The organism is Photorhabdus caribbeanensis (assembly GCF_018448885.1).
Lineage (GTDB): Bacteria > Pseudomonadota > Gammaproteobacteria > Enterobacterales > Enterobacteriaceae > Photorhabdus > Photorhabdus caribbeanensis.
On sequence record NZ_RCWB01000048.1, the window covers coordinates 13,011 to 29,283 of the forward strand.

General features: G+C 40.4%; 10 protein-coding genes. 9 read left to right on the forward strand and 1 reads right to left on the reverse strand.

What is annotated here, in order from left to right; translation table 11 throughout:
- Window positions 1-2: 2 nt before the first annotated feature.
- Window positions 3-1,343 (forward strand): ATP-dependent nuclease, encoded by a 1,341-nt coding sequence (locus EAE90_RS21120; protein ID WP_214055164.1) that lies wholly within the window; start codon window positions 3-5, stop codon window positions 1,341-1,343.
- Between the two features lie 399 nt (window positions 1,344-1,742).
- On the opposite strand, the gene EAE90_RS21125 is transcribed toward EAE90_RS21120, so the two are convergent.
- Window positions 1,743-2,774 carry a hypothetical protein gene (locus tag EAE90_RS21125; RefSeq protein ID WP_214055165.1) on the reverse strand — a complete coding sequence of 344 codons (1,032 nt, stop codon included), beginning with the start codon at window positions 2,772-2,774 and terminating at the stop codon, window positions 1,743-1,745.
- A 700-nt stretch (window positions 2,775-3,474) separates the two neighbouring features.
- Here EAE90_RS21125 and EAE90_RS21130 point away from each other — a divergent pair.
- The 8 genes from EAE90_RS21130 to EAE90_RS21165 all read left to right on the forward strand — a co-directional run bounded on the left by EAE90_RS21130 (window position 3,475) and on the right by EAE90_RS21165 (window position 15,748).
- Window positions 3,475-3,984 (forward strand): sigma-70 family RNA polymerase sigma factor, encoded by a 510-nt coding sequence (locus EAE90_RS21130; protein ID WP_214055166.1) that lies wholly within the window; start codon window positions 3,475-3,477, stop codon window positions 3,982-3,984.
- Window positions 3,963-4,976, forward strand: coding sequence for a FecR domain-containing protein (locus EAE90_RS21135; RefSeq protein WP_214055167.1), 1,014 nt, complete (start codon window positions 3,963-3,965; stop codon window positions 4,974-4,976). Before EAE90_RS21130 ends, EAE90_RS21135 begins: the two co-directional genes overlap by 22 nt.
- Before the next feature lie 86 nt (window positions 4,977-5,062).
- Window positions 5,063-7,666, forward strand: coding sequence for a TonB-dependent receptor (locus tag EAE90_RS21140; RefSeq protein WP_214055168.1), 2,604 nt, complete (start codon window positions 5,063-5,065; stop codon window positions 7,664-7,666).
- Between the two features lie 495 nt (window positions 7,667-8,161).
- Window positions 8,162-9,277: a PLL family lectin gene (locus tag EAE90_RS21145; protein ID WP_214055169.1), complete on the forward strand. Its 1,116-nt coding sequence runs from the start codon at window positions 8,162-8,164 to the stop codon at window positions 9,275-9,277.
- Window positions 9,278-9,855: 578 nt separating this feature from the next.
- A complete protein-coding gene (locus EAE90_RS21150) occupies window positions 9,856-10,686 on the forward strand; it encodes a PLL family lectin (RefSeq protein ID WP_214055170.1) in 831 nt (276 codons plus the stop codon).
- A 587-nt stretch (window positions 10,687-11,273) separates the two neighbouring features.
- Window positions 11,274-12,380, forward strand: coding sequence for a PLL family lectin (locus EAE90_RS21155; RefSeq protein ID WP_214055171.1), 1,107 nt, complete (start codon window positions 11,274-11,276; stop codon window positions 12,378-12,380).
- A 497-nt stretch (window positions 12,381-12,877) separates the two neighbouring features.
- Window positions 12,878-13,996 carry a PLL family lectin gene (locus EAE90_RS21160; protein ID WP_214055172.1) on the forward strand — a complete coding sequence of 373 codons (1,119 nt, stop codon included), beginning with the start codon at window positions 12,878-12,880 and terminating at the stop codon, window positions 13,994-13,996.
- Between the two features lie 636 nt (window positions 13,997-14,632).
- On the forward strand, window positions 14,633-15,748 hold the full coding sequence (locus tag EAE90_RS21165; RefSeq protein ID WP_214055173.1) for a PLL family lectin: 1,116 nt from the start codon (window positions 14,633-14,635) through the stop codon (window positions 15,746-15,748).
- The last annotated feature ends 525 nt before the right edge of the window (window positions 15,749-16,273 follow it).

A 16,273-nucleotide genomic window follows, 5' to 3' on the forward strand; every position in this document is an offset into this window, starting at 1 on the left:
ATATGAACATAACAATTAATATTTCAAAAGTGCAACACATTAATGAAATGAGTTTTTCATTAGATTTAACAAAAAATAAAATTACATGTATTGTAGGGAAAAATGGTATTGGAAAAACCACATTTATAAAATCGATTAAAAATTTACAATCAGCCGATATATTCATAAAAACATCATCACGTTATATATTTAACCAAGAAAGCAGAATAGAATATTTGATAAATAATGATGTCATAACTTATATTTATAATAGTAACCTAAAAGTTATTGATACAAAATCAATTGTTCCTGAAGAAGTAAAATCTAACATATTTGTTGAATTACCTATTCCCTATGGGGATAGATTCAATAGTTTTCCAACATTAAGTAAAATCGACGCAGATCTAAGAAAGTGCATAGCTTTTCAAACCTATGAGGTGCCCAGTGAACTTATTAATATGTTAAACTCAGTTTATAAAACTGATGTCTATAAAAACCTAAAATCTTTTAAAGTTAAAAAAAATAATTACTACTTTCGACTTAACGAAAATGGATATTATATACGAAAAGATTATTTTAGTTCAGGAGAGTTTTTCATCATCAACCTTTATAGGATGATTGAATGTAAAAGAAAATGCATCATTATTGATGAAATTGATATTTCTTTAGATTCCTCAGCACAAGTAGAATTAGTAAATTTACTTAGAGAGTTTTGCGATAAATATAATTTAAATATCATTTTTACAACTCACTCCTTGGCATTAATGAAAACACTTAATGATGATGAACTTTATTACATGTACAGAGAAGGTAATAAGACCATGATATCGAAGAGATCTTATAATTTCATCAAAAGCTCTCTTTTTGCCTTTAAAGGCTGGGATAAATATATTCTAACTGAAGATGAAACTTTGCAAGATTACTTAGAATATATTATAGACAAAAACAATAATTCTTATTTTTATAAATATAAAATAATCTATATTGGAGGAGCTACCAACGTTGTTAATCTTATGAAAAGGAATGAAAAAGAAGAATTTCTAACAAAACCTGAAAATGTAATTTGTGTTTTAGATGGCGATCAAGCCCATTTAAAGCACGTTTATAAAAATTCTAATGTGTACTGTATTCCATTTCAAAGCATTGAAAAAGATATCTATTCTGCTTACCAAACTGATCTAACAATTCCAAGAGTAACAGTCACCACTACTAAAGAATTAGAAAAAAAAGTGTATAAAGCTCTTGTAAAAACCTATAATAACGGCTGGTCAAAAGCTACTGTATTTAATTACTTAGATAAAAAAATGCCACTTGAGAGTGGGATTTTTAAAAAAATAATCATAGATTTTTTAAAAGCTAAATAGCACAAATTATTTAAAAAACATCAACATCATAAATAGACATTAAAATAGATATCCATCAATTTTCTATTTATACGTAGCGGTATCCGTGATCCCTAACCAGATATATGAAGTCTCTGCGTTATCATCAAAAAATCTGGAGTAAAAAATGCTAATCCTAGCTAAATCTATATTCATAAATTTAATTTTTTTGTGATGGGATCTGCCTTTTTCCCCAGCGATAACCTTTTAATACAAAAGAAGAATATTCACAGCATAACCATATTATATTGAGCCAGCCGGATATTATTTACAAACGAATATGAAACTGTACAGATACTTCAAATCTTGCGACAGAAAAAGATTATATGCTATCTATAATGATTAAAGACCTTTGTATAATATACAACTAATCTTTAAAAACTAACTTTCATCATCTATAATATTGTTATAGAAGCGATATTCAGGAACTTTAGCCTCATTAATCATGCCAATTCTTACTGGCAAATGACCATATGAATGACATAATAATTTTATATAATTCCAATATTCCCGCTCTGTTTCTATATGCTCTATCAGTGGATCAAAAGCACCATCATAAAATTCAACATTTAATTCTCTATCATCATTAATCCCACTAATATTTCCACTATTATTTTCTTGTTGATTAATATACTCTTTATTATTCTTTTCGTAATTCATATTTCCGCGATCTATAATTTCTAGCATCTCTTTTATCATCTCTAAGCTATGACAAGCTGTTTGAGGTGAATTATAGAATAAGCCATCATTAAAAATAGCCTCCATCAATTCATAAAACGCGAACGAGGTTGTTCCCTGTATATATTTGATATTTCTATTATCATATATACCAAAACATTTATCATTCAAAATATCCGTGCTATTATCATCATAACCAATTAATATTTGTCTGTCACTGGCAATGACTGGAATATTTTTAATTTCATGGATATATTCGCTGATACTGTAATGCTCTTTATCTCCCTTTCTATAACCCGATGCCATACAAACTGATTCAATATTAAAATATTTTGTCGGCGTATGTTCACGATTAAAATATTCAGACAATTTTTCATTATCTTTCATATCTTTTCGCTGATATACCCGATGAATCGATGTGATTCTCTGAATACTGATCCAATCAAATATCGGTTCTTCTTGCGAAGGTTTCCTAATCTCTGCAATATAAGCGGCAATATCAATTTCCAACCAAGTGCTCAGCATAGCCTGCCACGGTTCTATCGCGAGAAATATATTTGATATTGTCACTCCTTTTTCTATTATGACTTTATTTCTGAAATATTTCAGGAAAAAGAATGGATCATTTTTCCCTAGCTGTTCCTGAACTGATAACATCGGTACAGCTATTGCCATATCGTAATCTGAACGAAATCTCAGAATCGAATCAATACAAATAATTAAAGTACCTTCCATCTTATCCCTCGTTCATTTAAGCTTTTAATATATTAACCACTGTAATTCTTGTATATATAACCCTTTATTATAGTCATATATCCGGATTTTGCTATTTTTGGATGTCAAATTTATTATTCTAACTTCTACATTACATCAATATTAAAAGATAGTTACATGATATATTAGACACACATCAATAAACACGACACCATATTACTCTACCTTAAACCTAAATTTATTGAAAATTTTCCCTTGTGAAAATATTTTCAACATTAAGTTCAACCCGAAATTATTTGAAAAATAACAATTGAGATATTATTAACACCTTAAATCCCCTACTAACAATAAAATTCAACAAGGGTGAAAAAGCGTTCAAATCAATTGCACCATAAATAAGAACTAACCCCTCTATTGATTCAATCTTAAAACCTATATCATTAGCGCTTCAACCGTCATTTTAATTTCCTTGAAGCGCCTCTCATATTCTGTAGCACTATAAAGGAATGTTTAGTTTAAATTCTCAATCTCTGTTTAAGGCGCTTATAATTTATCCCTGTCAATCACGATCAAAACTACAAATTAATTCATTAATTTACTTTATGGTAAATAAAAATGCATTTGATCAGCCGCTTCCCATCCATAATTTATTGGTAACGGCAAGCAATTACCTGTAATATGCCAAAATGATAATGATTTGCATTTACATTGATAGTATGGCATGAAAATGACCGTTAACGTTTCAGACACTCAACAGATCCAGTGCATGTATATCCACAATCATGATTGGCTATTTCGTTGGCTTAAGCATCGTCTTAACTGTGATGAAACTGCCGCAGACCTGACTCAAGATACTTTTGTTAAATTACTTCGTTCACCTTTACCACAGCAACTTAAGGAACCCCGAGCCTACATCGTCACCATTGCCAAGGGGTTGATGGTTAATTGGTATCGTCGCCGCTCACTTGAACAATCTTATCTGGATTTACTCGTCAGTCTGCCTGAACCGCTTATTCCCGCACCAGAGCAAAAACTTATCATCCTCGAAATACTTCAGGAAATTGATATCATGCTTAGTCAACTCCCCACGCCAGTACAAACTGTCTTTTTACTTTCCCAGATAGAAGGAATGAAGTATGAAGATATTGCAAATCAGATGAATATTTCGCTGTCCACAGTAAAACGTTATATGAAACAAGGCTTTTATCAATGCCTGATAGCAATGGCATAAGAGGGATTGGTTTGACTTTCACTAATACATCTTCTTCATCAAGTACACCTTCTGAAACGATACTTGCCGAAGCCGCAGAATGGCTAACCGTTTTGCATGATAGCCATGCCAGCGAAGCTGATCGGAATGCTTGCGCTGCCTGGTGTGCGCAAAGCCCAGAACATGCGCAAGCCTGGGAGCGGGCGCAATGTCTGTTAGCACGGTTGCACCATTTGCCACCGCATATCGCCTCACCGCTGTTAAACAACAAACAGACCCTTTCCCGTCGAGAAGCCATCAGAAAGCTGACACTCATGTTGTTAATACCGGCTGGCGTATCATCGCTCTTCTGGCGATCTGATCAATTTCAGCTTCTCACCGGCGATTATCACACTGCAACCGGGCAAATTCAGCGCTGGTCATTACCGGATAACAGTCAACTTACTTTAAATACTCAAAGCTCGACAGATGTTCATTATGACGATACCCAACGGCTCGTTCATCTAAAACTAGGGGAAATTTATATTGAAACACATAAAGATAGCCACCAGTCGGTACGCCCATTTAAAGTACAAACCAAACAAGGCGTTATTGTGGCATTAGGTACAAAATTCAGCGTCCGCCAACAAGCTTCCCACACACAAGTGGAAATAGTAGAAGGAGCGGTTCGCATTACGCCAGATAACGGTTTGCCACACATACTCCATGCTGGAGAGGCAACCTATTTCACTCAATTTGCCGTTGCCCCACAACATCCCCGTTCAACCGCATCTCTAAGCTGGCTACAGGGCATGATGGTAGCTGATAACTCGCCGCTGGCAACGGTGGTTACTGAACTGAATCGCTATCGTTCCGGTGTTATCCGGTGCGATGATGCAGTCGCTAATCTGCGGGTTTCTGGTGCTTTTCCCATACGGGATACGGATCTGGCGCTGCATATGCTATTACAAACTTATCCGCTCTCAATGCGCCGCCTGACCCGCTACTGGATTACCCTCTACTCACTCAATTAATAAAAATAATCATTTTTACTGACACTTTTTTCAATCTCATACGGCATAGAAATAAAAGAAGCTGAAAAAGTTATGGAGAAATTACTATGCCATATCAAAAAATTACTATGCCATATCATATTGACTGCCAAGATTCACAACCACGTTGGCAGAAAAAGTCTTTAGTCGCACTGTTATTGCCATTAATACTGCTATCGACTCGTTCCCTTTACGCCGCCACACCAGCAGATACACTCTATTCCGTTCATATTCCACCAGGTTCATTAGGCAATTCGTTGTCTCACTTTGCGGCGCAAACCGGTACCGCGCTCTCTTTCGATCCGAATTTAACCAACGGGTTAACAGCACCGTCATTAAACGGCAGTTTTACTGCTCATCAAGGTTTAGTACAACTGCTCACAGGCAGTCATTTACAACTGTCCCAACGTACCGATGGCAGTTATACGCTGGTAAAAATGACAAAAAAGATGACCAACAAAGGTGTAGTCGTACTAAGTCCTCTTACGGTAGCAGGAAATCGTGGATATTCAGGTAATGAACCATTGCGGTTCGACAGTACCACTATCAAAGGTAAAGATATTGAAAAATTCGGTGTGATCCACCCCGTTGATATTTTTAAAACCACACCGGGGGTATTATCCGGCGAAGCACGCAGTTCAGGCAGCCTGGATGTGAATATCCGGGGCTTGCAAGGACAAGGCCGAGTCTTAACTACCGTTGACGGCGCGTCTAACCAAACCGCGCTATACCGAGGTTATCAAGGTGTCTCCAACCGTTCCTTTATTGATCCCGATTTCATTGGCCGGGTAGATATTAGTAAAGGCCCGACAGGAAAAGGCGGCATGGGAGCTATTGGGGGAACGGTGGAGATAAAAACGATTGAAGCCAGTGATATCCTCCTTGATGGACAAAAGGTAGGGCTGCGCCTGAAAGGAAGTCTGTTGAGCAATCACTCTAATCCTGACGATTATCAACGCAATGACTGGCCTTCCCCATCAAAAACCTCTCTTTTCGACGCCAAGAATCGCACCGGGAGTATTGTTTTTGCGATGGCCGAGCCCTCCTATGAATTGCTGTTTGGTGTTTCTCAACGCAAGCGGGGCAATTATCACTCTGGCAAACACGGACCGGGCGCTAAGGAACGTGGGATGCCAGGCTATTTATGTGAAAGTGATCCACAAGATTGCCACATTCCACAATTCAGTGAACAAATGGCCGGTTATTCGCTGTACGCAATGGGAGATGCCGTACCTAACACTTCTGAAGATAGCCAGTCATTACTGGGTAAAGGAAAAGTTCGTTTTGGCGATGGTCATGAACTCTCGGCTATCATTAGCCATTACCAAAATCTCTACGGGGAATCCTATGTCGCGGATATGGCAAACCTGAGCCAAACATTTATGATCTTGGAACAGGGGCCACTGACACGGCTCAACATGAACAGGCACAGCCTCAACTATAAATGGGAACCTGCGTCAAATCCCTGGATTAATTTGGATATCGGAGTATGGCAAACACGAGTGAACGATCGCCCTCGAACCGCAAATAATACCCTCGGTGATAAAAAATTCATGCGCACAGTCGGAGTGAATTTGAGTAACACCTCATTATTTGGGCTCTCAATGCAAGATATTGAGTTAAACTACGGCGCCAGCTTTATTCGTGAACGCACTGGCCCAAGCGCAGGTAAATGGAAATATGCCGTTAATCGGGAAGGAGAGCGTAAAGAAGGCCGTTTTTTCCTAAACGGGAACTATATGCTTGCCGACCGTCTGACCCTAATGGGTGGATGGGATTTTAAATCCTATCAGATCGAAGATTACAGTCCAGCTCGTCCGGGTAGCTCTTGGCTACCACAGCTTACCTCTGGGAACGTAAACAATAAGCGAGACCATGCTCACGGCTATTGGGTAGGCACTAAGCTTGAACTTAATCATGATACAGCACTGCATGCTAAATATGCCTATGCCCCACGTTTTCCATCAATGGTTGAAGGTATTCGTGGCTATATGATGAGTGTTGACGATCATATAAAACCTGAAATTTCAAAAAATATCGAAGTCGGACTAACATCACGCTTCCAGAATATCATTGCTCAAAATGATAGCTTCGATATCAAAATGTCCTACTTTGACAACCGGGTAAAAGACTATATTAGCCGAGCATGGATGGATGATTACTGGAGTATGTACATCAGTAATATTAAAGAAGCAAAATTTGCCGGATTGGAATTGGCGAGTGTTTACCATAGTGATCACTTTGATGCCCGTTTATCGATGAATTACTATACAAAAGTCAAATTCTGTACGGAAAATGACGGGTGTGCTGCACGTAGCCTCCCTTCGGATTATGCGACTAATCACATTCCGCCTAAATATGCGGTATCACTCGATCTGACACAGCGATTCTTAAATGACAAGGTATCTGCCAACGCCAGAATTTCCCATTATGGTCAACGATCTGTGCCAGCAGGAAAACCAGGACGCGGTTCTGCTCCTCTGTTGGCGCCCATTATCTGGCGACCAGCAACTGTGGCCGATATCTCTCTAACTGCTCGTATAAATAAGCATGTCGAATTTGAGTTTGGTGTGGATAATGTATTCGACAAATATTATATCCAGCCTCTTAGCCTCGGTTATATCCCTTCACCGGGAAGAACGTTTCGTGCCGGTATCACAACTTATTTTTAAATTCATTCGTTAAACTGATGGCATATCCATGATATGCCACTTTCCAGCCCAATAATGTAATTAGAGCGAAAGCAGCATGTCAATATAAATTATTATCTCCTTTCGTCGAAGTTAATATAATTTTAACAATGAAAGCTCGGTACTGGTTTAAATTATCGCATAAATACAATATGCCATCAGGTATTTTTAATAAAATTAAATCAACCATGAAAATATATTTAAAACAGAAATGCAAATGAAACTTTAAAACAATGAAATAGTTTACATGTAATTAATTGTTTTTAAACGACCGTATGTAAAAATATATACCAGCACGTAGGGATTTATAATATATAATCACTTTTCCCAATGAGTTAACAACCATAAGTTAACTGCAAATAAGACATTAATAATTCATTATTTAATAAAACAATCAAGATATAAACAAAAATATTAATTTTTTCTTATCGAATAACTATTTGGTTAACCTAAAAATTATTTTTAACGAGGATATATATGAAAAAAGAACCAGTTAATACATCAAATCCAGATAATATCGAATTGTCTGTTACAAACGAGATAGAAGCCGCAAATTCACCTATCGCGGTGTCCGGCATTGTCCCAGTGACGAATACCTATAACGGCCGACTCGAAGTTTTTGGTGTAAGTACTGATAATGCAGTATGGCGCAATGGACAAACGACACATACAGGCTCTGCCTGGACCGGCTGGACCTCGCTCGGCTTAAAGGCGACCAGCAAACCCGCCGTTCACATCAATTCAGACGGTCGATTGGAAGTATTCGCACGTGGCGCCGATAACGCCCTATGGCATAACTGGCAAACCGCCCCCGGCGCCGGTTGGTCAGGCTGGCAATCTTTAGGTGGTACGATCACCAGTAACCCTGTGGTATCCATCAACGCCGATAGCCGACTTGAAGTCTTTGCCCGCGGTGCCGACAACACGCTTTGGCACATCTGGCAAACCGCTCCCCACTCCAATCCTTGGTCGAGCTGGTATTCTCTGGGCCAAGTGATCACCAGTAACCCGGCAGTCCATATCAACTCTGATGGTCGACTGGAGGTTTTTGCCCGCGGTGCCGATAATGCACTCTGGCACATCTGGCAAACCGCTCCCCATACCGGTTATTGGTCAAGTTGGCAGTCTTTAGGCGGCGTCATCAATAGTGACCCTGTGGTCATCCGCACCGTCGATGGCCGGCTTGAGGTTTTTGTACGCGGCAGCGATAACGCACTCTGGCACATCTGGCAACTCGCCCCTTACTCCAATCAGTGGTCTAACTGGGCTTCATTGGGTGGTATTATCACCAGCGCCCCTGCGGTAGCAAAGAACTGCGACGGCCGGCTTGAGGTTTTTGTACGCGGCACTGATAACGCTCTCTACCACATCTGGCAAAATGATACCCATTCCGGTTCATGGCACACTAACTGGGAGCGATTGGGTGGTGGACTCTCCAGCGGCCCAGAAGTCGCGAAAAATTCTGATGGTCAACTTGAAGTCTTTGTACTTGACAATGGTAACGGACTCCACCACATCTGGCGTACCCCATCATCGTGGTCAGCTTGGACCTCCCTTGGCGGCATCTTAATCGACGCTTCCGTGATCAAATAATTTAAAAGGAGCCAGATTCGCACAATATACGCGTAATTTTCTGGCCCGATGCATGAAGGAAAATATTCATTACTCCGCATCAGGCCAGCAATACTTCAATTTGCTGGTGTCATCCCAATATTCGACATGCAAACCGGGCATTCGCTCAAACTTTCGTATTTTATTAACGAAAAACATATAGTTTTATCCATCTAAAATAGACTTTTAATTTAATTATCTAGAAAGTAATCTCTAACAAAATAATCACCTAGTTATCAGACACTTCTAATAAATTCAAAACAGTCATGATAAAAACACATTTTCAAATATAAGAAAAATGAAATTTTAAAATAGGAGAACATTTCATTTATAATTTATTGTTCTTTTAATAACCGCACGTGAATATATAAACACAGGTAGTTTTATAATGTAATATCATAATTATTTGACACTTTGCGGTTCATAACCCAGTATCAAATAGAACATTCATTATTTCTCTAAAAATAAAAGTGAGAATATTAACTCAAATAATTAAACATCTTGTTTATTAAATAACTATTTAGTGAATCTGAAAGATTATTACTAAAGGGGATATATATATGCAAGAACAATCTATTAATACATTAAATCCAAGTAATACCGGGCTATCTGTTATAGATAAGGTATCAATCGAAAACGCAGCTATCGCAGCGTCTGGTATTGTCTCAGTGACTAACACCGCCAATGGTCGACTTAAGGTTTTCGGTGTGGGTACTGACAATGTAGTGTTGTACAATGAGCAAACATCACATACAGGCTCTTCCTGGACCGGCTGGTCCTCACTTGGCTTACAAGTGACTAGCAAACCCGCCGTTCACATCAATTCAGACGGTCGATTAGAAATATTTGCACGTGGTGCCGATAATGCGCTATGGCATAACTGTCAAATTGCGCCCAACGCCGGTCTGTCAGGCTGGCAATCTTTAGGTGGCATGATTACTAGTAACCCTGCCGTATATGTCAACGCCAATAGTCGACTTGAGGTTTTTGCGCGCGGCGCCGATAACACACTCTGGCACATCTGGCAAACCGCTCCCCATTCCGGTCCGTGGTCAAACTGGTGTTCTCTAGGTCACGCAATCACCAGTAACCCAGCAGTCCATATCAACGCCGATGGCCGACTGGAAGTCTTTGCTCGGGGTGCCGATAACGCACTCTGGCACATCTGGCAAACTACTCCCCATGCTGGATGGTCTAGCTGGCAATCATTAGGCGGCACCATCACTAGTGATCCAGTAGTCACCTGCACCGTCGATGGTCGGCTGGAGGTCTTTGTGCGTAGTGCCGATAATGCACTTTGGCACATCTGGCAAACTGCTCCCTATTCCAATCAGTGGTCTGATTGGACCTACCTCGGTGGTGTTTTTATCGACGCTTCCGCGATCAAATAATCTGAAAGGAGCCAGATTGGCACAATACATGTGTAATTTTCTAACCCGATGCATTTAAGGAAAATATTCACTGCTCTGTATCGGGCCAGTGGTATCTTATTTGCTGGTATTATCCCAATATTTGATATGCAAACCTAGCTTTCTCTCAAACTCTCGTATTTTATTGACGAAAAACATATAATTTTATCCATCTAAAATAAACTTCTAATTGAATTATCCAGAAAACAACCCATAACAAATTAACCGCTTGTTTATCATGCGCTTATGATAAATTCAAAATAGTCATGATAAAAAAATTTTCAAATACAATAAAGATAAAATATTTAAAACATAAAAATAATTCATTCATAATTCATTATTTTTGAATAACTGCATGTAAAAATAAATATAAACACACGAGATTTTATAATGTAGCATCACGATTACCTGAAATTTTCACGGATCATAAACCAGCATCAAATAGAATATTAATTATTTCTTTAAATAATAAAATATAAAAGTGAGAATATTAATTCAAATAATTAAACATCTTGTTTATTAAATAACTACTTAGTGAGTCTGAAAAATTATTTCTAACGAGGATATATATGCAAGAAGAATCTATTAATATATCAAAGCCAGATAATGCTGAGTTTTCTGTTACAAATGAGCTAATCGAAAACTCATCTATCGCGACGTCCAGAATTGTCTCAGTGACTAACAAACCCGCGGTTCATCGTAATTCGGACGGTCGATTAGAAGTATTCGTGCGCGGTACTGATAACTCGCTCTGGCACATCTGGCAAACCGCTCCCAATTCCGGTTGGTCAGGCTGGCAATCTCTAGGGAACACAATTACCAGTAACCCTGCCGTATATGCTAACACCGATGGCCGCCTTGAAGTCTTTGCCCGCGGGACTGACAACGCGCTCTGGCACATCTGGCAAACCACTCCCAATTCCGGCTGGTCAGACTGGCAATCTCTAGGGAACACAATTACCAGTAACCCTGTCGTATACGCTAACGCCGATGGCCGCCTTGAAGTCTTTGCCCGCGGGACTAATAACGCGCTCTGGCACATCTGGCAAACCGCTCCCAATTCCGGCTGGTCAGACTGGCAATCTCTAGGGAACACAATTACCAGTAACCCTGCCGTACATGCTAACGCCGATGGCCGCCTTGAAGTCTTTGCCCGCGGGGCTAATAACGCGCTCTGGCACATCTGGCAAACCGCTCCCAATTCCGGCTGGTCAGGCTGGCAATCTCTAGGAAGCACGATTACCAGTAATCCTGCCGTATATGCTAACGCCGATGGCCGCCTTGAAGTTTTTGCCCGCGGGACTGACAACGCGCTCTGGCACATCTGGCAAACCGCTCCCAATTCCGGCTGGTCAGACTGGCAATCTCTAGGAAGCACGATTACCAGTAACCCTGCCGTATATGCTAACGCCGATGGCCGCCTTGAAGTCTTTGCCCGCGGGACTGACAACGCGCTCTGGCACATCTGGCAAACCGCTCCCAATTCCGGTTGGTCAGGCTGGCAATCTTTAGGGAACACGATTACCAGTAACCCTGCCGTATATGCTAACGCCGATGGCCGCCTTGAAGTCTTTGCCCGCGGGACTGACAACGCGCTCTGGCACATCTGGCAGACGGTAGCATCCGGTTCATGGTCTGGCTGGGAATCCCTCCGCGGCTCCTTAAGCAACGCTTGAGCAACCAAATAATCTAGCTTCGCACAAGGCGAGCATAACCTTCTGGTCCGATGTATTTCAAGGAAGATATTTACTACGCTGCATCGGACCAGCGACACCTAATTTGCTGGAATTAACCCAATAGCCAGATGACGAATTGTGTACTTTAATAATGATCATCAGATATTTTGAATAAAAAAACAAATATAACTGTAAAAAAACAGACTTTAAATAGAAAACAAAGAAAACTTTAAAATAAGAAAATAGTTTATATATAATTAATGTTTTTTAGATATTCGTATTTAAAAATACATATCAACACATAGACCTCCATAATATAAAATCACATCCAAAAAATTAACAATTAAAATTTAATATCAAATAAAATATTACTTATTAATTTTATAAATAAAAATATACCAGAATGCAATCGAAAGTATTAATGTAAAATTAAACACATTACTTATTAAATAACTATTTATTGAATCTAAAAAATTATGCCTAAAGAGGATATATATATGAAAAAAGAATCTATTAATACATCAGTTCCAGATAATACCGGGTCATCTGTTGCAAACGATATAGAAGTATCCAATGAAATCTCTTGGACTGCGTTACCCGGAGTTATTTCGGCGGCAAACAACGCCGATGGTCGGCTAGAGGTTTTTGGTGTGAGCACCAACAATGCTCTGTGGCACAACTGGCAAACGGTACCCAATACCGAATCTTCCTGGTCTGGCTGGCACTCACTGAATGAAGGAGCGACCAGCAAACCCGCCGTTCATATTAACTCAGACGGCAGATTGGAAGTATTCGTGCGTGGCACAGATAATGCGTTATGGCATAACTGGCAGACCGCTCCCGGCGCCGGTTGGTCAGGCTGGCAATCTTTAGGTGGTCAGATCACCAGCAATCCAGTGGTGTATATCAACTCCGATGGCCGACTTGAGGTCTTTGCTCGCAGTTCCAATAACGCACTCTGGCACATCTGGCAAACCGCTCCTCATGCCGGTCCGTGGTCTAATTGGCAATCACTAAATGGCGTGCTTACCAGTGATCCAACGGTATATGTCAACGCCAATGGTCAGTTTGAGATCTTTGCGCGCAGCAACGATTACTCTCTCTGGTACATCAAGCAAACGACTTCTCATACCTATCCCTGGACAAATTGGCAGTCACTGAGTGGTGTGATAACGAGCAATCCAGTGGTAATCAGCAACTCTGATGGCCGACTTGAGGTCTTTGCACGCGGTTCCGATAACGCTCTCTGGCACATTTGGCAAGTTGCTCCTAATGCAGGTTGGACAAACTGGCAGTCACTGTCTGGCGTCATCACCAGTGATCCTGCGGTACATATCAACGCCGATGGTCGGCTTGAGGTCTTTGTACGTGGGCCTGATAACGCTCTCTGGCATATCTGGCAGACGGCAGCATCGGGTTCATGGTCTGATTGGGCCTCATTGTCTGGCGTGATTACCAGCGCTCCTACGGTAGCGAAGAATTCTGACGGTCGGCTTGAAGTTTTTGCCCGCGGTGCGGATAACGCACTCTTGCACATTTGGCAAACTACATCATCGTCGTGGTCCGCTTGGGCATCCCTCGGTGGCGCCTTAATCGACGCTTCAGCAATTAAATAACCTGCTTCGCACAAGGACGTGCATAACTTTCTGGTTTGATTGATGCATTAAGGAAAACATTCACTATGCTGCATCGGGCCAGTAATACCTTACTTACTGTAATCAATCCAATTCTCAACACGTAAACCAAGCATTCGCTCAAACTCGCGCATGAAGATATAGTTTTGTCTATCTTATGTAGTCTCTTGGTCGAATAGACCCAAAAGGCAATGTCAAACAAAACCCCCGTTTTATAGAACATTCATGCACTAGAATCTGTGTTTTTAATGCCAGTCGGCAAATTGTTCGCTTCCGTAAAAATTATCAGATGTTTTTAATACAATTAAAACAATTATGATAAAAATATATTTTCAAATATAATAAAGATGAAACCTTAAAACAGCAAAACAGTTCATTCATAATTTATTATTTTTGAATGACTGTATGTAAAAATATATATAAACAGAAGAAGCTTTATAATGTAGCATCCCACCCACTTAATACTTCACGGACAATCAATCAGCATCAAATAAAGCATTAATTACTTCTTCAAAGAATAAAGAGTAAAAGTGAGAATGTTGATTCACAAAATTAAACATCTTGCTTATTAAATGACTATTTAGTGAATCTGAAAAATTATTTCTAACGAGGATATATATGCAAGAAGAATCTATTAATATACCAAAGCCAAATAATGCCGAGCTACTTGTTGCAAATGAGGTAGCAATCGAAAACGCACCAATCGCGTTGTCTGAAATTGTCTCAGTAGTAAACACCTCTGATGGACGGCTCGAAGTTTTCGGTGTGGGCACTGACAATGCCGTGTGGCACAACAGACAAACGGCGCCACACTCAGGCTCTTCCTGGTCCGGCTGGGTCTCACTTAACGGAAACGTAACCAGCAAACCTGTCGTTTATATCAATACAGACGGTCGGCTAGAGGTATTCGCACGCGGTACCGATAATGCGCTCTGGCATATCTGGCAAACCGCCGCTAATGCCGGTTGGTCAAACTGGCAATCTTTAGGGGGTACAATTACTAGTAACCCGGCAGTATATGTCAATGCCGATGGCCGACTCGAAGTCTTTGTGCGTGGCAGCGATAACGCGCTCTACCACATCTCACAAACTGTCGCTCATTCCGGTTCGTGGTCAAATTGGCAATCTTTGAATGGCGTGCTCACCAGCAACCCCGCAGTTCATATCAACTCAGACGGTCGACTGGAAGTCTTTGTGCGTGGCACCGATAACGCACTCTACCACATCTGGCAAACCGCTCCTGATTCCAACCAGTGGTCAAATTGGGACTCGCTCGGTGGTGTAATCACTAGCGATCCTGTAGTCATCAGTACCGCTGATGGTCGGCTTGAAGTCTTTGCGCGCGGCACCAATAACGCACTTTACCACATCTGGCAAACCGTACCCCATTCTGGTCCGTGGTCGGGCTGGTTCTCATTGAACGGCAATATCACCAGCGCTCCTACAGTAGCGAAGAATTGCGACAACCGGCTAGAAGTTTTTGCACGCGGTACCGATAACGCACTCTGGCACATCTGGCAAACTGCTTCTCATTCCGGTTCGTGGTCTAACTGGGCTTCGCTGAATGGCGTGATCACCAGTGCGCCAACAGCAGTGAAAGACGCCGATGGTCGGCTTGAAGTTTTTGCGCGTGGCACCGATAACTCACTCTGGAATACCAGTCAAGCCACATCATCGTGGTCCGCTTGGGTATCCCTCAATGGCACCTTAATCGATGCTTCAGCAATCAAATAATCTGGAATGAATCCAGCTTTATACAAAATAAACGTCACCTTCTGGCCCGATACGCTAAAGAAAATATTCACTGCGCTTTATCGGGCCAGTGGTACTGAATTTGCCGGCAAAAATCTAATATTCGATACACAAACCTGGCATATTATCGTTGATAACAAGGACATATTTTTGTCTATTTGAAACAGACTATTAGTCGAATATTCCCGGAAAACAACTGTAAACAGAATAACCTCTTTTAGGTACATGATTAAATCAGGTTCTTCGTTTCTCAATAGCCAGATTATGAATTGTGTGCTTTAATAATTATTCAATCAAATATTTTAAACAAAATTTAAAAATCCATGAAACAAATATAGTTAAAATAGAAAACAACGGCGACCTTAAAATAAAAAAAACAGGGCGGATTCGACTAATAAGCGCAATTTTTCAGAAAGGCGGTCAGTTGCTATAGTAGGCATCTTTCCCGCCACAGGAGAATGCGCTATGGCCTATACACAACTGACCGAGACAGAAAGATATCAGATT

Bases quoted from the DNA above. Each gene is read 5' to 3' on its own strand.
- EAE90_RS21135 (WP_214055167.1), top strand. From the start codon at position 3,963: ATGCCTGATAGCAATGGCATAAGAGGGATTGGTTTGACTTTCACTAAT.
- EAE90_RS21130 (WP_214055166.1), top strand. From the start codon at position 3,475: ATGAAAATGACCGTTAACGTTTCAGACACTCAACAGATCCAGTGCATG.
- EAE90_RS21125 (WP_214055165.1), bottom strand. From the start codon at position 2,774: ATGGAAGGTACTTTAATTATTTGTATTGATTCGATTCTGAGATTTCGT.
- EAE90_RS21140 (WP_214055168.1), top strand. From the start codon at position 5,063: ATGCCATATCAAAAAATTACTATGCCATATCATATTGACTGCCAAGAT.
- EAE90_RS21145 (WP_214055169.1), top strand. From the start codon at position 8,162: ATGAAAAAAGAACCAGTTAATACATCAAATCCAGATAATATCGAATTG.
- EAE90_RS21155 (WP_214055171.1), top strand. From the start codon at position 11,274: ATGCAAGAAGAATCTATTAATATATCAAAGCCAGATAATGCTGAGTTT.
- EAE90_RS21160 (WP_214055172.1), top strand. From the start codon at position 12,878: ATGAAAAAAGAATCTATTAATACATCAGTTCCAGATAATACCGGGTCA.
- EAE90_RS21120 (WP_214055164.1), top strand. From the start codon at position 3: ATGAACATAACAATTAATATTTCAAAAGTGCAACACATTAATGAAATG.
- EAE90_RS21165 (WP_214055173.1), top strand. From the start codon at position 14,633: ATGCAAGAAGAATCTATTAATATACCAAAGCCAAATAATGCCGAGCTA.
- EAE90_RS21150 (WP_214055170.1), top strand. From the start codon at position 9,856: ATGCAAGAACAATCTATTAATACATTAAATCCAAGTAATACCGGGCTA.